This is a genomic window from Streptomyces sp. 3330 (genome assembly GCF_031456635.1).
Classification (GTDB): Bacteria; Actinomycetota; Actinomycetes; order Streptomycetales; family Streptomycetaceae; genus Streptomyces.
Genome location: NZ_JAVDVA010000014.1, coordinates 24,088 through 42,449, shown reverse-complemented (window position 1 = coordinate 42,449; position 18,362 = coordinate 24,088). Strand labels below are relative to the sequence as shown.

Annotated in this window: 16 protein-coding genes and 1 tRNA gene; 6 read left to right on the top strand and 11 right to left on the bottom strand. The window is 72.7% G+C overall.

The window, feature by feature from the left end:
* Positions 1-70 precede the first annotated feature (70 nt).
* Entirely contained in the window at positions 71-1,375 is a 1,305-nt protein-coding gene (locus J2X68_RS23095) for a chloride channel protein (protein ID WP_310434623.1), read from the top strand.
* On the opposite strand, the gene J2X68_RS23090 is transcribed toward J2X68_RS23095, so the two are convergent.
* From J2X68_RS23090 to J2X68_RS23080, 3 genes are all read right to left on the bottom strand, one after another.
* Positions 1,326-3,143, bottom strand: a complete 1,818-nt coding sequence (locus J2X68_RS23090) for a glycoside hydrolase family 15 protein (RefSeq protein ID WP_310434451.1) — start codon at positions 3,141-3,143, stop codon at positions 1,326-1,328. The genes J2X68_RS23095 and J2X68_RS23090 overlap by 50 nt on opposite strands.
* Before the next feature lie 51 nt (positions 3,144-3,194).
* Complete coding sequence (locus tag J2X68_RS23085; RefSeq protein ID WP_310434450.1) at positions 3,195-4,790, bottom strand: GMC family oxidoreductase; 1,596 nt, start codon at positions 4,788-4,790, stop codon at positions 3,195-3,197.
* A gap of 200 nt (positions 4,791-4,990) precedes the next feature.
* Entirely contained in the window at positions 4,991-5,923 is a 933-nt protein-coding gene (locus J2X68_RS23080) for a cyclase family protein (RefSeq protein ID WP_310434449.1), read from the bottom strand.
* Between the two features lie 100 nt (positions 5,924-6,023).
* On the opposite strand from J2X68_RS23080, the gene J2X68_RS23075 reads away from it, so the two are divergent.
* The 3 genes from J2X68_RS23075 to J2X68_RS23065 all read left to right on the top strand — a co-directional run bounded on the left by J2X68_RS23075 (position 6,024) and on the right by J2X68_RS23065 (position 9,312).
* Complete coding sequence (locus J2X68_RS23075) at positions 6,024-6,986, top strand: DUF389 domain-containing protein (protein WP_310434448.1); 963 nt, start codon at positions 6,024-6,026, stop codon at positions 6,984-6,986.
* A 130-nt stretch (positions 6,987-7,116) separates the two neighbouring features.
* Complete coding sequence (locus J2X68_RS23070; protein ID WP_399040671.1) at positions 7,117-7,551, top strand: DUF6325 family protein; 435 nt, start codon at positions 7,117-7,119, stop codon at positions 7,549-7,551.
* Between the two features lie 12 nt (positions 7,552-7,563).
* Complete coding sequence (locus tag J2X68_RS23065) at positions 7,564-9,312, top strand: cation:proton antiporter (RefSeq protein ID WP_310434446.1); 1,749 nt, start codon at positions 7,564-7,566, stop codon at positions 9,310-9,312.
* A 4-nt stretch (positions 9,313-9,316) separates the two neighbouring features.
* On the opposite strand, the gene J2X68_RS23060 is transcribed toward J2X68_RS23065, so the two are convergent.
* The 5 genes from J2X68_RS23060 to J2X68_RS23040 form a co-directional block, all read right to left on the bottom strand.
* A complete protein-coding gene (locus J2X68_RS23060) occupies positions 9,317-9,880 on the bottom strand; it encodes a gluconokinase (RefSeq protein ID WP_310434445.1) in 564 nt (187 codons plus the stop codon).
* Entirely contained in the window at positions 9,877-10,926 is a 1,050-nt protein-coding gene (locus tag J2X68_RS23055; protein ID WP_310434444.1) for a cytochrome d ubiquinol oxidase subunit II, read from the bottom strand. The genes J2X68_RS23060 and J2X68_RS23055 overlap by 4 nt, the downstream gene beginning before the upstream one ends.
* Positions 10,923-12,311, bottom strand: a complete 1,389-nt coding sequence (locus J2X68_RS23050; protein WP_310434622.1) for a cytochrome ubiquinol oxidase subunit I — start codon at positions 12,309-12,311, stop codon at positions 10,923-10,925. Before J2X68_RS23050 ends, J2X68_RS23055 begins: the two co-directional genes overlap by 4 nt.
* A 111-nt stretch (positions 12,312-12,422) precedes the next feature.
* On the bottom strand, positions 12,423-13,262 hold the full coding sequence (locus J2X68_RS23045) for an SDR family oxidoreductase (RefSeq protein WP_310434443.1): 840 nt from the start codon (positions 13,260-13,262) through the stop codon (positions 12,423-12,425).
* Between the two features lie 255 nt (positions 13,263-13,517).
* A complete protein-coding gene (locus J2X68_RS23040; RefSeq protein ID WP_310434442.1) occupies positions 13,518-13,949 on the bottom strand; it encodes a hypothetical protein in 432 nt (143 codons plus the stop codon).
* Between the two features lie 239 nt (positions 13,950-14,188).
* On the opposite strand from J2X68_RS23040, the gene J2X68_RS23035 reads away from it, so the two are divergent.
* Positions 14,189-14,470, top strand: coding sequence for an SHOCT domain-containing protein (locus J2X68_RS23035; protein ID WP_310434441.1), 282 nt, complete (start codon positions 14,189-14,191; stop codon positions 14,468-14,470).
* Positions 14,471-14,546: 76 nt separating this feature from the next.
* On the opposite strand, the gene J2X68_RS23030 is transcribed toward J2X68_RS23035, so the two are convergent.
* Positions 14,547-14,620: transfer RNA gene (locus tag J2X68_RS23030), tRNA-Pro, on the bottom strand.
* Positions 14,621-14,664: 44 nt separating this feature from the next.
* Positions 14,665-16,095, bottom strand: coding sequence for an MFS transporter (locus J2X68_RS23025; RefSeq protein ID WP_310434440.1), 1,431 nt, complete (start codon positions 16,093-16,095; stop codon positions 14,665-14,667).
* Between the two features lie 123 nt (positions 16,096-16,218).
* On the opposite strand from J2X68_RS23025, the gene J2X68_RS23020 reads away from it, so the two are divergent.
* Positions 16,219-16,797: a helix-turn-helix domain-containing protein gene (locus J2X68_RS23020; RefSeq protein ID WP_310434439.1), complete on the top strand. Its 579-nt coding sequence runs from the start codon at positions 16,219-16,221 to the stop codon at positions 16,795-16,797.
* A 10-nt stretch (positions 16,798-16,807) separates the two neighbouring features.
* Here the strand turns inward: J2X68_RS23020 and J2X68_RS23015 are convergent, their stop codons facing one another.
* Positions 16,808-18,007, bottom strand: coding sequence for a serine hydrolase domain-containing protein (locus tag J2X68_RS23015; RefSeq protein ID WP_310434438.1), 1,200 nt, complete (start codon positions 18,005-18,007; stop codon positions 16,808-16,810).
* Positions 18,008-18,362: the final 355 nt, after the last annotated feature.

The following is an 18,362-nucleotide window of genomic DNA, read 5'->3' as shown; positions in this document are numbered from 1 at the left end:
CGAGCCGAAGCGCGAAGATGCGGGGACCGCTCCGGGAAACCAGCCCCAAGAGGCCGACCAGTTGAGGGACATGCTGCGCCGGCCCGAATACCGGCGGGCGCTGGTGTTCTGCGGCGTGATCGGGATCCCGGTGTCGCTCGTCGCCTTCTGGTTCCTCGTCCTGCTCCACGAGCTGGAGAATCTGCTCTGGGTGGACTGGCCGCACCATCTCGGGTGGACGGATCCGCCCTGGTGGTGGCCGCTCCCGCCGGCCCTGGTGTCGGGCCTGGTCGTGGCGCTGGTCGTGATGCGCTTCCCCGGCCGGGGCGGGCACATCCCGGCGGCGGGACTCCACCCGGGAGGGGCGACGAAGGCCGCGCTCCCCGGCGTGGTCCTCGCCGCGCTGGCCAGTCTGCCGCTGGGAGCCGCGCTCGGGCCCGAGGCGCCGATGATCGCCCTCGGCGGCGGCCTGGCCCTGCTCTTCAGGGACCTCGCACGCGCCCCGGCGACGGAGGCGGGCAACGCGCTGCTCGGCGCCGCCGGCTCCGCCGCGGCCATCTCCGCGATCTTCGGCAGCCCGCTCGTCGCGGCCGTCCTGCTCATGGAGGTGGCCGGGGTGGGCGGCCCCCAGCTGTTCGCCGTGATGCTGCCCGCCCTGCTGGCCAGCGGGGTCGGCGCCATCGTGTTCACCGGCTTCGGCCACTGGACCGGGCTCAAGACCGGCAGCCTCAGCATCGGGCTGCCCGCTCCCCCGCTGCTCGACACCGGGGACGTGGTGTGGTCGCTCCTGATGGCCGTCGCCGTCGGGGCCGTCGTCCACTGGATCATCGTGGGAGGACGGATCACGGCCGGTTTCGTCGCCGCGCGGCCGTGGCGCAACACGGTGCTCTGCGCCCTCGCCGCCGCAGGCTGCGCGTCGCTCTACGCCGTCGCCACCGGCCGTTCGCCGTCGGAGGTCGCGCTGTCGGGCCAGGCGACCCTGGCGCAGCTCGCCGCCGACCCGCACGCGTGGCCGGTGGGCGCGCTGGTCGCGGTCCTGGTGTTCAAGGGGCTGGCTTACGCGCTCTGCCTCGGCAGCCTTCGCGGCGGTCCGGTCTTCCCCTCGCTGTTCCTGGGCGGCGCGGCGGGCGTGCTGCTCTCGCCCCTGCCGGGTCTCGGTGTGGTGCCGGGCATGGCGGCGGGCATGGCGGCCGCTTCGTCCGCCGCGCTCCGGCTGCCCGTCAGCTGCGTGGTGCTGGTCGTCCTCGTCGTGGGCCACTCGGGGTCGGTGCCGGTGATCGTGCTCGCCGCGGTGGTGGGGTTCGTGACCACCGAACTTCTGCCGCAGGGGCCGGGGATCCCCCCGTTCAGCGCGGGATCGCGTCGAGGGCCTCGTCCAGCGTCGTCGCGGCCATGATGAGGGAGAGATGGGTGAAGGCCTGCGGGAAATTGCCGAGTTGCTCCCCGCTCGGCCCGATCTCCTCGGCGAACAGGCCGACATGGTTGGCGTACGTCTGCATCTTCTCGAAGGTGTAGCGGGCCTGGGGCAGCCGCCCCGCGCGGGCCAGGGCGTCGACGTAGAGGAACGTGCAGAGGCTGAACGTGCCCTCGGAGCCGCGCAGTCCGTCGGGGGACGCCTCGGGGTCGTAGCGGTAGACGAGGCTGTCGGAGACGAGGACGCGGTCCATGGCGTCGAGGGTGTTGAGCCAGCCCGGGCTGCGCGGTGACATGAAGCCGACCCGGGGGGCCAGCAGCAGGGAGGCGTCCAGGACGTCACCGCCGTAGTGCTGGACGAGAGCCTGCTGCCTGTCGTCCCAGCCCCGTTCCATGACCTGTTCGAGGATCGTGTCGCGGGCCCGGGTCCAGAGCGCGGTGTCCGCGGGCCTGCTGAACTCGGCGGCCAGTTTCAGCCCGCGGTCGAAGGCGGCCCAGCACATCACCCGGCTGTAGGTGAAGTCCTTGCGGCCTCCCCGGGTCTCCCAGATCCCCTCGTCGGGCCGGTCCCAGGAATCCGCGAGCCAGTCCAGCATCCGGGACAGGCCCTTCCAGCCGTGGTAGCCCGCATGTTCGCCGATCTGGCGGCTCTCGGCCAGGGCGTAGAGGGCCTCGCCGTAGATGTCGAGCTGCAACTGGTCACAGGCGGCGTTGCCCGCCCGGACGGGAGCGGAGCCGCGGTAGCCCTCGAAGTGCTCCAGGATCTCCTCGGTGAGCCGGGGGTCGCCGTCGACGCGGTACATGATCTGCAGGGGTTCCCCGTCCGGTCCTTCGCGGGCCGCCAGCCGGTCGCCGAGCCAGTGGGTGAAGCGGGTGGCCTCCTCCACGAAGCCGAGGTCCAGCAGGGCCCGCACCGACAGGGAGCCGTCCCGCACCCAGGTGTAGCGGTAGTCCCAGTTGCGTTCGCCGCCGACCTGCTCGGGCAGCCCCATGGTCGCGGCGGCGACGGGAGCGCCCGAGGGGGCGTAGGTGAGGAGCTTGAGCGTGATGGCCGAGCGGTGCACCATCTCCGTCCACCGGCCGCGGTAGCGCGAGGTCCGCACCCACTGCTGCCAGAAGTCGACGTTCTTCCAGAGCTCGTCGGTGATGCTCTCGGTGGTCGGGGGCGGGGGCGCCTCCCCGCCCGGCGCGCACGTGCTGAACACGACGGCCGCCGTCTCCCCGGCCCGGAGGGTGACGGCCCCCCGGACGTCGTTGCCGTCCCGCTCGAACGGGACGGTCCCCTGGAGGTGGGCCGTCGCCCCCGGGGCGCGGAACGTGGCCCCGTCGGACGTCAGGTCGAGTTCGTGGGACGCCCGCGCGTAGTCGAACCGCGGACGGCATTCGAGGCGGAAGCGCACCGTGCCGCGCACGGTCCGCACGACGCGCACCAGCCGGTGCCGGTCGCCGGCCGTCGGGCCCGGCAGGACCGGCATGTGGTCGATGATCTCGCCGACCCCGTCGGGTGACATGAACCGGGTCACCACGACGGCGGTGTCCGGATAGTAGAGCTGCTTCCAGGTGCCCTCGGGATGGTCGGGCGCGAGGAGGAAGTACCCGCCGCCGTCGTGGTCGAGCAGTGCGGCGAAGACGCTGGGCGAGTCGAAGCGCGGTGCGGCGAACCAGTCGATCACGCCCTGGGACGAGACCAGTGCGGCGGTCTGGAGGTCCCCCACGAGCCCGTGGTCGGCGATGGGCGGGTAGCGGTCCATGGCGTTCTCCTCAGGCGGCCTCGGCGGCTGCCGTCGGGCGGGGGCCGCGGGTCAGCGCAGCCGTTCCGCGAGGTGGTCGCCGACGCGCAGGGCGTTGGCGATGGCGGTCAGCGAGGGGTTGACCGCCCCGATGCTCGGGAAGAAGCTCGTGTCGACGACGTAGAGGTTGTCCAGGTCGTGCGCCTTGCAGTGGACGTCGAGGGCGGAGCTGCCGGGGTCGTCGCCGAAGCGGACCGTGCCGGCCTGGTGCGCGGTGGCGCCGATGGGCATGCCCTTGTGCAGATAGATGCTGTGCGGCAGGAGTGGGTGTTCGTTCATGCCCAGGTGACCGAGCATGCCCTGCAGCCGGTGCCGCAGCCGGTGCAGTCCGGCGATGTTGTTCTTCTCGTCGAGGGCGAGGTGGATGCCGCCGTCCCGGTCCAGGGTGACGCGGTTGCCGGGGTCGGGCAGGTCCTCTCCGCACAGCCAGAAGTCGACGGCGTGGTGGGCGAGTACCTCGAAGGGCATGTCGGGGGCCACCGCCCCGGCCCAGCGGGGCGCTTCGCCGTGGATCTGCTCGGCGTCGGACTTGCCGAGCATCTGGATGCCGCCGAGGGGGTAGTCCCAGTCGTCGGATCCCAGGTACCAGTCGTGCAGCGCCAGGGTCTTCTGGAACCGGGTGTCGTTCGGTTCCCTGGACACGGCCATCAGGGCCAGGTTGTTGTGCCGCATGTAGTGCCGGCCCACCACGTCCGAGCTGTTGGCCAGTCCCCGCGGATGCCGGGCGCTGGCCGAACGCAGCAGCAGGACGGCGGAGTTGACGGCGCCGCAGGCGACCACCACGAGGTCGGCGCGGAACTCCGCGGTGACGGGGTCCCCCTCTCCCGGCTCCCCCACCGTGGCGACGACCGAGGTGACGCTCCGGCCGGTCGCGTCCGTCTCCAGCCGCCGCACGTCCGCGTGGGTGACCATCTCGACGTTGGGGTGTTCCAGCGCGGGGTCGACGCAGACGACCTGCGCGTCGGACTTGGCGCCGACCAGACAGGGGAACCCGTCGACGCGGTCGCAGCGGATGCAGGCGCTGGTGTGGGCGGCCCGGCCCCGGTCGTCCTGGGTGAGGTCCACGCCGATCGGGAGATGGAAGGGGTGCAGTCCCTGTTTCTCCAGGTCGTCGCTGAGTTGCTGGATGCGCGGCTCGTGCGCGACCGGCGGGTGGGCGTACGGGGCGCCGGCGGGACCCTCGGTGGGATCCTCGCCGTGCCGGCCGTGGACGCGGTAGAGGTGTTCGGCCTGCGTGTAGTACGGCTCGAACTCCTCGTAGCCGACCGGCCAGGCCGGGGACACGCCGTCGTGGTGGCGGAGTTCTCCGAAGTCCTCGGGGCGCAGCCGGAAGAGCGCGGCGCCGTAGAACTTGGTGTTGCCCCCGACGTAGTAGTTGACCTCGGGCGGGAACTCCTTGCCGTCCTTGTCGTACCAGAACTCCGGTGCGCGGTACTTCCCCTTGACGAAGACCGCGGTGGAGTCCCAGTTGTCCCGTTCCCGGGGCAGGTAGCCCCCGCGTTCGAGCAGGAGGATCCGTTTTCCGGTGGGCGCCAGCCGATGGGCGAGGGTGCCGCCGCCCGCACCTGTGCCGATGATGATGACGTCGTAGTACCGCGCGTCGGTCATGCCGGCCACCGTCCTCGGAGCATGCGCCGGTCCTGCCGGGGAGAAGGGCCGTCGGACCCGACCACCAACGTATCCCCGGGAGATGTCCGCGGCGAGTTGGGCCGGTCGGGTGAACCGGGGAGCCGCGGCTTGACGCGTCCGGCGCCCGAGGCGGCTCCCGGCTCCAGTGGCTCCCGGCCACGGCGGCGTACCGCCCGGCGTCACAGGATCGCGAGCGGGTTGACGGGAGAGCCGGTGGCCTCGGGCAGCCGGAGCGGGGCGACGACGCAGAGGAACGACCAGCGGCCTTCCCGCGCGCAGAGCGGCGCGAGGTCCTCGAACCGCAGAGAGTCCAGCAGGTGCAGCCCCATGGCGTGGACGCCCAGCACATGGACCGGGAAGGCGACCCCCGGGACCGCGCTGGGCGCGCTGTCGTTGTTGCCGTCGCCGCCGAGTACCGCCACCTCCCGCTCGGCCAGGAACTCCATGGCCGTCGGATGAAGACCCGCACGGGCGGCGGCCACGTCCCAGGGGCCGAGCTCCTCGCGGCGCCGGCGGTGCCCGACCCGGACGAGCAGGATGTCGCCGCGGCCGACCCGGACGCCCTGCCGCGCCTCGGCGGCGGCGAGGTCCTCGGCCCCCACCCGTGCTCCGGGTTCGAGCCAGGGGACGCCGTGCAGCCGGGGGATGTCGAGGAGGACGCCGCGGCCGACGATGCCGTCGCGGGCGAGGCCGACGGACAGGGCGCTCGCTCCGGCCGGCGACAGCACGCCGCCCGCGGGCACGCCGCCGTGCAGGGTGCCGTCGTAGATGACGTGGCACAGCGCGTCGAGGTGGCTGTCCACGTCTCCGTGGACGTTCATGGCGAAGCGGTCCCGGGCGAACGCCAGTCCGCTCGGCGGGGGTTCGCCGCCGGGCGGGGCGGTGAGCCGGTGCTCGGCCGGGTCGGCGTCGTCAGGTCCGGCACGCGTGTTCACGGGGGCGGCGAGCGACACCGTACGGCCCGACCGCACCTCGCGCACGGCGGCCCGCACCTGTTCGCCGGTGATCGTGTCCAGGGCGCCCCGGGGCGAGGAGCCGCCGGGGGACGTGTCGCGCAGGCGGCGGTGCAGGCGCCGGAAGTCGGCCTCGCTCAGCTCGCCGGTCGTCCGCATGCCCCCACCCTCCGGCAGGCGCCGGATTCCCGCACGCCGAGTTGCCGGGCCGGGGAAGCGCCGCGTTAATGGGGGGGCGAACCGATCGGCGGAGGTCCGGATGGACATGATCCGTGTTCGGGCGGTCTGCCCGCCGGACCTCACGGAGCGCGCCATGGCCCTGCTGGGCGCCGAGCCGTGCGTGCTGAACCTGCACCACCAGCCGGGCCGGGTACGCAACCCCGACGGTGACGCCATTCAGTGCGACGTCCTGACGGGAGCCGCGAACGAGGTGCTGCGCGGGCTGCGCGAGCTCGGCCTGGAACAGCGCGGCTCCATCGTCCTCGATCCGGTGGACACGGTGTTCTCGGACCGCGCGACCCGGACCTGGGCCAAGGAGCTCGGGGCACGGCCGCGGGCGCCGGTGTGGGAGCAGGTGGAGGCCAGGATCCGGGCCGAGGGCCGCTACCCGCCGAGCTTCTACCTGTTCCTGGTCATCGCCGGGCTCATCGGCGCGGTGGGCATCATCACCAACTCCCAGATCCTCATCGTCGCGGCCATGGTGGTCGGCCCGGAGTACGGGGCCATCACCAGCGTGGCCCTCGGCATCGACAACCGCTCCCGGCCGAGGGTCGAACAGGGGCTCCTGGCGCTGCTGGTGGGCTTCGTGCTGGCCGTCGTCGCGACCTTCCTCTTCGCCCTCCTCGTCCGGGGCTTCGATTTCCAGCCGGAGGCCTTCGAGCGGGGGGTGCGGCCCGTCTCGAACCTGATCAACACCCCCAACTTCTTCTCGGCGGTGGTGGCGGTCCTGGCCGGGGTCGTCGGCATCGTCTCGCTGACGGAGGCCCGGACGAGCGCGCTGCTCGGCGTCTTCATCTCGGTGACCACCATCCCGGCGGGGGCGGACATCGGGGTCTCCGTGGCGTTCGCCAGCTGGGACGAGGCCCGGGGGTCCCTGCTGCAGCTGCTGCTCAACATCGTCGTCCTGATCGTGGTCGGGACCCTCACCCTCAAGTGCCAGCGGGCCATCTGGCGCCGGGTGAGCGAACGCCGGCACCGGCGCCCGGCCCGGCGGACCGTGTAGCGGCGGGGCGGGTGCGCGGCGCACCGAGGTGCGGCCCCCTCCGTCCGGTGCTGCAATGAAGTCCGGGACAGGGGGCCGCTGAACGCCGTGACCACCCAGGGGTGAAGCCGTGAGCGATGACATCGTCGAAATGGGACCCATCGACTACGTCGTGGTCGAGTTCCCCGGAAGCCGCATGACCGGCGAGGGCTTTCCGCTGCTGGTCGATCTGGTGGATCGCGGCCTCATCCGCATCCTCGATCTGCTCTTCGTCCGGAAGGAGGAGGACGGATCCGTGGTCGGCCTGGAGATCGCCGACCTCACCGGCGACGGAGCTCTGGACCTGGCCGTCTTCGAGGGCGCGTCCTCCGGTCTGCTGGGCCAGGACGACGTCGAGGAGGCCGGCGGCGCGCTGAGCCCCGGCAACTCCGCGGCGATCCTGGTCTACGAGAACCTGTGGGCCGCGCCCTTCGCCACGGCCCTGCGACGCGGCGGGGCGCAACTGGTCGCCTCCGGGCGGATCCCGGTGCCGGCGGTCCTGGCCGCGCTGGACGAGACGGACGACGTGCGGCCGCCGAGCGCGTAGCACCGCGCCGCGGTGACCGAAGACCAGGTCTTCCTGGGGGTCGGCCTGATCGTCGTGCTGGCCGTCGCCTCCCAGGTGCTGGCGTACCGTCTGCGCATCCCCGCGCTGATCGTCCTGCTGCCCGTCGGTTTCACCGCGGGCGCGCTCACCGACGACGTCGACCCCGAGCGGCTCCTGGGCGGCGCCTTCTCCCCGCTGGTCTCGCTGGCCGTCGCGGTGATCCTCTACGACTCCGGGCTGGGCCTGGACCTGCGGGGTTTCCGGGCGCACACCCGCCGGGTCGTGGTGCGGCTGATCTGGTGCGGGGCGCTGGTCACCGGTGTCTCGGCGGCGCTGGTGGCCATGCCGTTCCTCGGGATGTCCTGGGGCGCGGCCGTGATGCTCGGGGCGATCCTCGTCGTGTCCGGGCCGACGGTCGTCGGGCCGCTGCTCGCCTTCGTGCGTCCCACCGAGCGACTGCGGCGGATCCTGGTGTGGGAGGGGTCGCTGATCGATCCCGTGGGCGGCATCCTGGGCGCGCTGGTCTTCCACGCCGTCACGGCCGGCGGGCCCAGCGGCTTCGGCAGCCGGGTCGTGCCCTTCCTCGTCAGCACGGCGGTGGGGGTGGCGGGGGGCGTCGTCGGAGCGAGCGTGCTGGTCGTGGCGCTGCGCCGGCTCCGGCTCGGGGAGGTGCTCGCCACCACGGTGCAGTTCGCCGCGGTGGTCGGCGTGGCGGCCGCCTGCGACGCCCTCCGCAGCGACACGGGGCTCATCGCCGCCGTCCTGATGGGGCTGGCGGTGGCGAACCTGCCCGGTACGGGCGTCGGCGCCCGCAGGCCCTTCTTCGAGACCCTGGTGGATCTCGTCATCGGGCTGCTGTTCATCTCCATCTCGGCCGGCGTCAGCCCCGCGTCCCTGCGGCATGTGGTGCTGCCGACGCTGGGGCTCGTGGCGGTCCTGGTGCTCGTGGTGCGCCCCCTGGTGGCCGCCGTGTCGGCGTGGCGGACCGATCTGACGGCCGGGGAGCGGGGCTTCCTCGGGTGGATGGCGCCGCGCGGCATCGTGGCCGCGGCCACCGCCTCGACGTTCTCGGCGACGCTCGTGGACGAGGGCGTCGGCGGCGCCGCGAAGATCCTGCCGGCCACGTTCGTGGTGATCGTCGCCACCGTCACGCTCTACGGGCTGAGCGCGGCGCCGGTGGCCGAGCGGCTGGGCGTGGTGCGTCCGGCGCGTTCCCGGCCGTTGCTGGTGGGCGGCGACCCGTGGGTGGTCGACCTGGGGCGGGCCCTGCGGTCGGCCGGCCTGGAGGTGGTGATGTGGGCGGGGCGCGAGACCGAGCGGGACAGCATCCGGGCCGCCGGGATCGAACTCGCCCCCGGCGAGCTGTTCGCCGCGGCCACGGGCGAGGGCGCCGAGCTCGAAGGCCTCACCGGGGTCCTGCTGCTCACCGGCGAGGACGACTTCAACGCGCTGGCGGCCACTCACCTCGCGGGCAGCGTCGAGGGCACGGTCCACCGGCTGCGCCCGCCCCCGGACAGCCAGGGCGTCATCACGCCGTACGCCGGCGGTGAGGTGCTTTTCGATCCGGACCTGACGGGACCCGAACTGGCACGCCGTCACGCCCGGGGCGCCCGGGTCGTCACGCATCGCGTCGACGGCGCCCTGCCGGCCGGGCACCGGATGCTGTTCCTGGTGCGCAGCGACGGCCGGCTCCTCCCCGTCACCCGCGCGGGCGACCTGACACCGCGGCCGGGAGACGTCGCCGTCCTGCTGAGCGCGTGACCCGTCAGCCGCCCGGGGACCGGCCGAAGGCGGCGACGGCGTCCCCCACCCGGGCGAGCGCGGCCGGCAGCGCGGCCGTGGCGTCCAGGGTCAGGCCCGGCTCGTCCGGTTCGAGGGGCTCCAGGGTCGCGAACTGCGAGTCGACCAGCCGCGCGGGCATGAAGTGACCGCGGCGCCGGGCCACCCGGTCCCGTGCGGTGTCCCGGTCCAGGGCGAGATACAGGCACCAGAGCCGGGCGCCCGCCGCCGCGCGGAGTTCGTCGCGGTAGGCGCGCCTGAGGGCCGAGCAGGCGAGGACGAGCCCCTCCCCGGCCTCGGCGGACCGCCGGACGCGGTCGGCGAGGGCACGCAGCCAGGGCTCGCGGTCGGCGTCGTCCAGGGCGTGGCCGGTGGTCATCTTGGCGATGGCGGCGGTGCTGTGGAAGGCGTCGCCCTCGACGAACGTCACTCCGAGCCGCTCGGCGACCGCCTTGCCGACGGTGCTCTTCCCGGACCCGGACACCCCGAGGACCAGCACGACCGGCGGTCCCGGGCGGGTCCCGCGCACCGACGCCCCGCCGTCGGTCACGGGTTCTCCGGCTCCCGCCCGGCCGCCGTCCGCCGCAGGTCCGCCTCGGTGAGGGGCTGGAGGGCCCCGGCGGTGTCCAGCCGGTACAGCAGGACGAGGGGCGGTCCGACGAGCACCACGGCGACGGCCGTGACCAGCAGCAGCCAGCGCAGCGTCGTCGTGGCGCCGGCCGCCTCGGACACCGTCAGCGAGGTGGGGATGAGGTAGGGCCGCTGGGCCAGCCCCCACGCGACGACGACGAGGGCCACGCTGCCGACGGCGGTGATCCTCGCCCATCCCGTGGCGGTGCGGTACAGCAGCACGGCGGTGGCCAGCGCGCCGACGACCGCGACCAGGACGAGGGTGAGCCCGATGCCGCTGGTCAGCCCGTCGTGGACGTAGCGCGCGTCGTCGCGGGTGACGGCGAGGCCGACGACCGCCAGGACGGCGAGGGCGCCCAGGCTGCACCAGGCCCGCAGCCGGAAGTATCCGACCAGGTCGGCGGCGTCGAAGCGACGGGCGTCGGCGGTCAGGAACACCGCACCGAGGAAGGCGGTCGCGGCGACGGTCAGCAGGCCGGCGATCACGGACGTCCCGTTGGACCACGCGTCGGCCGACGCCTCGGTGCCGGGAGCCACCCGGCCCGTGGCGAGCCCGCCGACCGCCGCCCCGAGGAAGAAGGGCGTCAGCAGCGAGGAGACGGCGAAGACGGTGCCGTAGACCCTGCGTCCGGCGAGCCTCCGGGTGGGTTTGCGCAGGGCGAAACCGGCGCCGCGCAGGACGAGTCCCACGGCCGCCAGGGCCAACGGCAGCCACATGGCCGTGAAGACCGTCTGGAACAGGACGGGGAAGCCGGTCCACATGATGACCAGGATGAAGATGAGCCAGACGTTGTTGGTCTCCCACACCGGTTCCATGGCGTGGTCGATGAGCCACCGGGGGCGCTTGCCGCGTGCGGTGCCGCCCGCGAGCAGGTCCCAGAATCCGGCGCCGTAGTCCGTGCCGCCGGCACAGGCGTAGGCGGCGACCACGGCCAGCAGCACCCAGGCGACGGCGTCCTCGGTCATGCGCCGCCCCCGTCCCCGCCGCCGGCCGGGGACAACGGCCGGGGCCCGTAGGGGGTGTCGTCCTCCACGTCCCCGGTCGGCGCCGCCGTGACGGCGCCCTCGTCGGCCAGCCTCCACCGTCCGCTCATCCTCAGCAGGACGGTCAGGAAGGCGCCGAACACGAGGACGTAGAGCACCACGACGAGGCCGAACATCGTCCACAGGGTGGAGGCACGGGTGTCCGTCACCGCCTCCGCGACCCGCATGTGCTGGTAGACGATCCAGGGCTGCCGGCCCACCTCGGTGGTGATCCAGCCGCACTCCACGGTCAGCAGACAGGCGCCGCCGGCCAGGGCCGCGCACCGGAAGAACCACGGCGACCTGGGCAGGTCACGGCGCCGGAACCAGCACCAGCCGTACCAGAGCGCGAGCAGCGCGAGCAGGCTTCCGATGGTCACCATGATGTCGAACGCCCAGTGCGCGATCGTGGCCTGCGTCGCCGTCGGGCGGTCGCCCGCCGGGACCGAGGACAGACCCGTCACCTCGGTGTCCGGGCTGAACCCGGCGAGGATCGAGTCCAGTTGGGGGATCCTGATCCCGCCGGAGATCGTCCCGTCCGCGTGCAGCCGCCCGAACATGTACTCCGGCACGTGGGTGCCGGTCTTCCAGACGATCTCGGTGGCCGCGAACTTCACCGGCTGCTTGTGGAAGACGGAGCGGGCGATCGAGTCCCCGAGCACGAACTGCACGGGCGTCAGGATCGCGGCGACGGAGAACGGCACGGTGAAGCCGAGCCGGTGGTAGCGGTCACGGCGGCCCCGCAGCCAGCCGACCGCGTACACCCCGGCGACGACATAGCCGGCCGTCAGCACCACGCCGACCACGAAGTGCCAGTACTCCGGGCCGAACATGGGCGTGAAGACCGCCCTTCGCACGTCGACGTCCACGGGGTCGCCGGACGCGTCGAGCGAGAAGCCGCGCGGGGTGTTCATCCAGGAGTTCGCGGCCACGATGCCGAACGCCCCCATCAGGGCGGCCAGCGGCAGGGGCAGGCCGAGCCAGAAGTGCGTCCACGGCTTGAGCCTGCGCCAGCCGTACAGGTAGACGGCGATGAGGATCGCCTCGAGGAAGAACGCCCAGGCCTCGACCCCGAAGCCGAGGCCGAAGACGTCACCCCACCGGCCCATCATCCCCGGCCACAGCAGGCCGAGTTCGAAGGACAGGACGGTGCCGGTGACGATGCCGATGGCGAACTGGACGGCCATGACCGCCGACCAGCGCCGCGCGAGCAGCAGAGCGACCGCGTCGCCCTTGCGCAGCCCGCGGTAGTGCATCAGGAGGGTGATGGCGGGCAGGGCCACGCCGAAGGGCACGAGCAGGATGTGGGAGCCCAGGGTGAAGGCCATCAGCTCGCGCGCCGGCAGCAGCTGTGCGGGGCCGTCCGCCAGAAAGTGGTCGATCGCGCTGTTCACATGGTCCTCGATGGCTCGTCCCGGACGGCGGGGGCGGGACGGATGTCAGCCACCGGTGGCGAATCCGGGGAACAGCGTCATCCCGCCGTCGACGTAGAGCGTGGTCCCCACCACGTAGTCGAAGAGGTCGGAGGCCAGGGCCGCCACCACGTTCGCGATGTCGTCCGGGTCGCCGACGCGGTGGTAGGGGATGAGCCGGAGAAGGTCGGCCTCGGCCTCGGGGGTGTCCCAGGCGCTGCGGTTGATGGGCGTGCGGATCGCTCCCGGAGCGACGGCGTTCACCCGGATCCGGTGCGGCGCGAGCTCCTGTGCGAGGGTTTCCATGAGCATCTGCACCCCGCCCTTGGAGGACGCGTAGTTCACATGGCCCGCCCAGGGGATGATCTGGTGGACCGAGCTCATGCAGATGATCTTCCCGGCGGAACGGGAGACCTCCGGGACGACACCGCGCCGCATGAATTCCCTGGTCGCCTCGCGTGCGCACAGGAACTGTCCGGTCAGATTGACGTCCAGCACCTTGTGCCACTGCTCCAGGGTCATGTCGGTGACGGGAGCGTCCCGCTGGAGGCCCGCGTTGGCGACCATCACGTCGATGGTCCCGAACTCCTCGACCATGCGGGAGACCATGTCGACGACCTGGTCCTCCTGCGACACATCGGCCTCGTGCGCATAGGCGCGGACGCCGAGGGCCTCGATCTCGCGCACGACGTCCTCCGCGGCTTCGCGGCCCGCCACATAGTTCACGACCACATCGGCGCCCACGCGCCCCAGGCCGATGGCCGTGGCTTTCCCGATGCCGGAATTCGCGCCCGTCACCAGCGCTTTCTGTCCCTTGAGGAGCAGCGGGGCAAGGGGTTCGCGTCCGTCATTTCCGCTGGTTTCCACTCGTGTCTCCCTGTGCGTGCCGACGCGGACGTCCGGCGGACCTTCAGAGGAATCCGCCCGACAACGAAAACACGCGTGGATCGGTACGGCACGGTGGCGCGTCTCCCGTCAGCCGCCCGGGGCGGCTGCCCCCGCTGAACGGCCCCACAGCCGTCCGGCCGGGCCGCGTGGATGGCGCGGCCCGGCCGGACGGATCGGTCGGGTGGGACGGACGGGCGGGAAGGGCGGGCGCACTGGCCCGTCCGTGTGAACGCGCTAGTCGGTGCGGGTGTCCCGGCCCGTTCCGATGCACAGCGCCCAGATGACGAAGGCGTCCACGGCGATCAGCACGATGGCCCACACGGGCTGGTACGGCAGCCACATGAAGTTGGCGATCATCGACAGGCCCGCGAGGGCGACGCCGACGACGCGCGCCCACACGGCGCCGCCGAACAGGGCCGCGCCCGCGAGCGCGACCAGGACACCGAGGACGAGATGGATCCAGCCCCAGCTCGTCAGGTTGAAGTTGTAGGCGTAATCGCGGGTGACGATGAAGACGTCGTCCTCGGCGATGGCGGCAATTCCCTGGAATATCGCCATCACTCCGCCGAAGATCATCATGACCCCGGCGAAACCGGTCCAGCCGGACACCCACGCTCCACCGCCGCTTGCCGATCCGTGCCGGTGGTGCATTCCGGTAGCGGTCATTTCGGGCTCCTCCCACAGACATCTCGCCACGGACAGGTGGCCGTTCGGTCGCCCGTGTATCAGCTTGCCATGAGACGGACAAACCGGCAGAACACCGGTATCAGCGCAGTTCAGCGGCGGGACCGACGTGCGAGGGAATTCCGGCGGTGGTCCAATGGAGGTGTCCGGTGCGCCGACCGTCGCGTGCCGGCCGGAGCAGCCGTATTCTCCGCAGGTCTCCGGCGAGAAAGGAAACCGCCGTGCCAGGTCTCCTCCGCGGGGTCGCCCGCACAGCCGTAGTGGCCGGTACCGCGACCGCCGTGTCGAACCGCGTGTCGCGCCGCCAGCAGGGGCGCTGGGCCCAGCAGGACTACCAGCAGGCCGCCGCGCAGCCGGCGCCGCCCGCCGCTCCCGCTCCCGCCCAGCCGGCCGACATGACCAGCAAGATCGACCAGCTGAAGCAGCTCGGCGAGCTCAAGGCCCAGGGTGTCCTCACCGAGGCCGAGTTCGAGGACCAGAAGCGCAGGATCCTCGAGTCCTGAAACCTGAGGGCTGCACCGAGGCGAAGGCTGCACCGGAGCGACTCCGGTACAGCCTTCGACCCGCGATCTCCCACAGTCGGGACGACAGGATTTGAACCTGCGACCCCTTGACCCCCAGTCAAGTGCGCTACCAAGCTGCGCCACGTCCCGAGGCGTTGCCGCGGCGGTGAGCTGCGGGAACGCGCGGGTTGAGCCTACCGCACCGGGGTGGGTGCGGCGGTCGGCGCCTGGTGGGCGGCCGGTTGCGGCAGACGGCTCGCACGGCGGACCGGGACCAGCAGTGCGGCGAGGGCGGCGCCCAGGCAGAGCACCGCGAGCAGGGTGAATCCGTGGGTGTAGCCGGATTCGAGGGGCAGGCCCGACGGCTGGAGGCGGCCGGTGACCAGGACGCTGGTGACGGCGGCGCCGATGGACCCGCCGATGGTGCGGATGTTGGCGTTCATCCCGGTGGCGGCGCCGGTCTGCCCGGGGGGCACGCTGCCGACGATCAGGTTGGCCATCGAGGCGAAGGCCAGGCCGATGCCCAGGCCGAACACGCCCGCCACGAAGGCGACCTGCCACTGCTCGGCGTGCCAGAGGGCGAGGAAGCCCAGGGCGAGCGCGCCGAGCGCGGCGCCGGCCGTGAGCAGGGCCTTGGCGCCCAGCCGGGGCTCGAGACGGCCGCTGAGCACTCCGGAGACGAACATCGCGAGCAGCATCGGCAGCATGAGCAGTCCGGAGGCCGTCACGCTCGCGCCGAAGCCGTACCCGGCCGTGCTCGGCGTCTGGACGAACCCGGGCAGGAAGGACCAGATCGCGTACATGCCCGCACCGAACAGCAGGGCGGCGAGGTTGGTGGTCCACACGGCCGGCAGCCGCATGATGCGCAGGTCGATCAGCGGGCTGCGGGAGCGGGCCTCGGTGCACAGCCACACGGCGAACAGCGCCACGGCGAGGGCGAACAGGCCGATCACCCGGGCCGAGCCCCAGCCCCAGTTGCCCGCCTGACTGAGCGGCAGCAGCAGGGCGACCAGCCAGCCGGACAGCAGTACGGCGCCGAGCCAGCTGACCCTGCCCTCCGCCCGGTCGGGCGACTCGGGCACATAGCGCAGGGCGATCAGGGTGGCGGCCGCGACGATGCCGACGGGGATCCAGAACAGCCAGCGGTAGTCGAGCGCGGAGACGATCGGTCCGGCCGCGACCATGCCGACGCCACCGCCGGCGGCGATCACGGCGGACAGGTTGCTGATGCTGCCGGGCACCCGGGAGGGCGCGAACTCGTCCCTGATGATGCCGAAGGAGAGCGGGAACAGGGCGCCGCCGACGCCCTGGACGACCCGGGCGAGGATCAGGACGCCGATGTTCGGCGCGAGCGCGGCCAGCAGACAGCCGGCCAGGACCGCGAGCAGGACCCCGACGAGGGTGCGCTTCTTGCCGATCAGGTCGCCGACCCGGCCGAGGATCGGCGTGAAGACGGACGCGGACAGCAGGTACGCGGTCATCACCCAGGTCACGGTGGACTGCGAGGTGTGCAGCGCGTGCTGCACGGTCGGCAGGGCCGGTGCTATCAGCGACTGGAGCATGGAGAACACGCCCGCACCGGTCGCGAGGACCGCGAAGGTGAGGCGGGTGGACTTGCGGGGCATGACAAGCCTCTCGGAAGGACCCGGAAAGAGGAGAAGAGGCCTCGGACTGCTAAAGTGGAGGCACCCCTCCACTGTAACGGAGGCAACCCTCCGTTTCAACCGAGTCCCGCCCAGGAGGCAGCAGTGCCGGCTCAGCCGTTCCCCATCAGCGAGATCGTCGCGGCCCAGCGCCCCGTCCGTAAGGATGCGGCGCGCAACTACGACGCGCTGCTGGCCGCCGCGCGCGAGGCGTTCGCCGAGCACGGCTCCGAGGCGTCGCTCGAGGACATCGCCCGGCGCGCGGGCGTCGGCATCGGCACGCTGTACCGGAATTTCCCGACCCGCCGGGCCCTGTTCGAGAGTGTGTACGCGGACGAGGTCAACGCCCTGTGCCGGTACGCCGTGGAGTTCGCCGGGCTGGAGCCGTGGGAGGCGCTCACCGCGTGGCTCGAGCGGTTCGCCGGCTACATGGTCACCAAGCGGGCGGTGCGCGAGGCCCTGGAGGGCGAGTCGGAGATCTTCCAGGCCTGCCGTGACTCGATGTACGCGGCCGGCGGCCCGCTGTTCGAGCGGGCCCAGCGGGCCGGGGTGGCCCGCGGGGACATGGATTTCGGCGATCTGCTGCGGATGGTCGCCGGGATCACCGCGACGGCCTTCGTGGACGACGCCCAGCGCGACCGCGTCCTGGCCATCGCCCTGGACGGGGTGCGCGCCGGGCGCTGAGCGGGGAGCCTCAGCCGGACAGCGGGTGCTGCGGGGCGAGCAGGTCCGCGATCCGTTCGGTGATCGTCTGGGCGGTGTTGCCCTCGGGCGCGTCCGGGCCCACCGTCGTGGACACCGCGATGGACAGCCGCTGGTGCGGCTCGTACGCCATGACGGCCGCGTAGCCGAAGAAGGACGGGTTCTGCACCACCCAGCCGTTCTTGACGACGACGCCGATGCCGAAGTGGAAGTCCTCGGTCATGGGCAGGCAGACCGTGGCGGGACAGTTCGCGGCGGGGTGCCCGAGGCCGACGGTGCCCGGGTCCAGCTGGGTGCGGAACGAGTGCTTCGAGAGCAGCTCGCCCGAGCCGATGCCCTGCCCTGAGCGGGCCAGGTCACAGATGTCCTGGGTCAGGACGGCGCCCGGCGCGGTGGTCCAGGAGGGGTTGAAGTAGGTGGACTCCTCATAGGTGCCGCGTTCGTCGTCGTAGGCGTGCAGCACCGGCGGCGGGATGAGCGCGGTGTCGTTGTTGCGGGTGTTGCGCAGCTTGAGGGGTTTCATGACGCGCTGCCGCAGGAGACGGTCGAGCGGCGTCCCGGAGATCTTCTCCAGGGCGCGGCCGAGCAGGACGAAGTTGGCGTGCGAGTAGCTCCAGTTGGTGCCCGGCCGGTACCACAGGGGGTGGCTGAGGGAGATCCCGACGACCTCCTCGGGGGCCCAGTGCTGCCAGGGGTCGGCGTAGAGCTTCTTCAGGAACACCGGGTCGGTGACGTAGTCGTGCAGGCCCGACGTCGAGTCGCCCAGCATCCGCAGGGTGATCTTGTCGCCGTGCGGCAGGTCGGGCAGCCAGCGGGAGACCGGGTCGTCGAGGTGCGCCTTGTGCTCCTGGACGAGCTGGAGCAGCACCGTGCCCATGAAGGCGATGCCGACCGAGCCGGTCCGGAAGTGCATGGCGGGCGTGGCGGGCACGTCCGTGAGGGACTCGCCGTCCGCGCCGGTGACGAGCTCGCGCCCGCCGACCGTGACCTTGACCAGGGCGGCCTTGAGACCGAGCTCCTTGCGGGCGGCGCGGACCAGGGCGAGGACCTCGCGCGCCTGGCCCCGCGGGTGCCGGGTGGCCTCGCAGGCCCGGTCCTGGTGGTCGGGGACGGTGGTCGCGGCAGCCGCCGTCTGGACGGTGGAGGCGAGGAGGGCGGCGGCGCACAGCAGCGCCGTACGGGTACGCGTCATAGGGGCACTATGGGCTGATTGTCACATCGGTCGCGGGGGCAACACTCCGTACACCGCCAGGCCGGACCCGTACGGCCCTCGGCACGCCCCGCACGGCCCCCGCCGGGTTGACCCGACCGGCTGACGCGCCGCCTTCCCGGCCGACGCGACGGCTCGCCGCGCGGCCCCGCCGGGACCCGCCCCGGCCGGCCCCTCCGCCACCCTGCCGCGCTCGGCGCCGGTGGATCGGACCGGGACCGGAACGGGATCGGCGACGCCCGTGCCGACGTCGTCCACGACCTCGGCCCCGCCCCCGCCCCCGCCCACGACCGCGACCACGAGCGGCTTCGCGCATCGGCCCCGGCTGTCGGCCCGG

Bases quoted from the DNA above. Each gene is read 5' to 3' on its own strand.
- J2X68_RS23095 (WP_310434623.1), top strand. From the start codon at position 71: ATGCTGCGCCGGCCCGAATACCGGCGGGCGCTGGTGTTCTGCGGCGTG.
- J2X68_RS23090 (WP_310434451.1), bottom strand. From the start codon at position 3,143: ATGGACCGCTACCCGCCCATCGCCGACCACGGGCTCGTGGGGGACCTC.
- J2X68_RS23085 (WP_310434450.1), bottom strand. From the start codon at position 4,790: ATGACCGACGCGCGGTACTACGACGTCATCATCATCGGCACAGGTGCG.
- J2X68_RS23080 (WP_310434449.1), bottom strand. From the start codon at position 5,923: ATGCGGACGACCGGCGAGCTGAGCGAGGCCGACTTCCGGCGCCTGCAC.
- J2X68_RS23075 (WP_310434448.1), top strand. From the start codon at position 6,024: ATGGACATGATCCGTGTTCGGGCGGTCTGCCCGCCGGACCTCACGGAG.
- J2X68_RS23070 (WP_399040671.1), top strand. From the start codon at position 7,117: ATGGGACCCATCGACTACGTCGTGGTCGAGTTCCCCGGAAGCCGCATG.
- J2X68_RS23055 (WP_310434444.1), bottom strand. From the start codon at position 10,926: ATGACCGAGGACGCCGTCGCCTGGGTGCTGCTGGCCGTGGTCGCCGCC.
- J2X68_RS23050 (WP_310434622.1), bottom strand. From the start codon at position 12,311: ATGGCCTTCACCCTGGGCTCCCACATCCTGCTCGTGCCCTTCGGCGTG.
- J2X68_RS23040 (WP_310434442.1), bottom strand. From the start codon at position 13,949: ATGACCGCTACCGGAATGCACCACCGGCACGGATCGGCAAGCGGCGGT.
- J2X68_RS23025 (WP_310434440.1), bottom strand. From the start codon at position 16,095: ATGCCCCGCAAGTCCACCCGCCTCACCTTCGCGGTCCTCGCGACCGGT.
- J2X68_RS23015 (WP_310434438.1), bottom strand. From the start codon at position 18,007: ATGACGCGTACCCGTACGGCGCTGCTGTGCGCCGCCGCCCTCCTCGCC.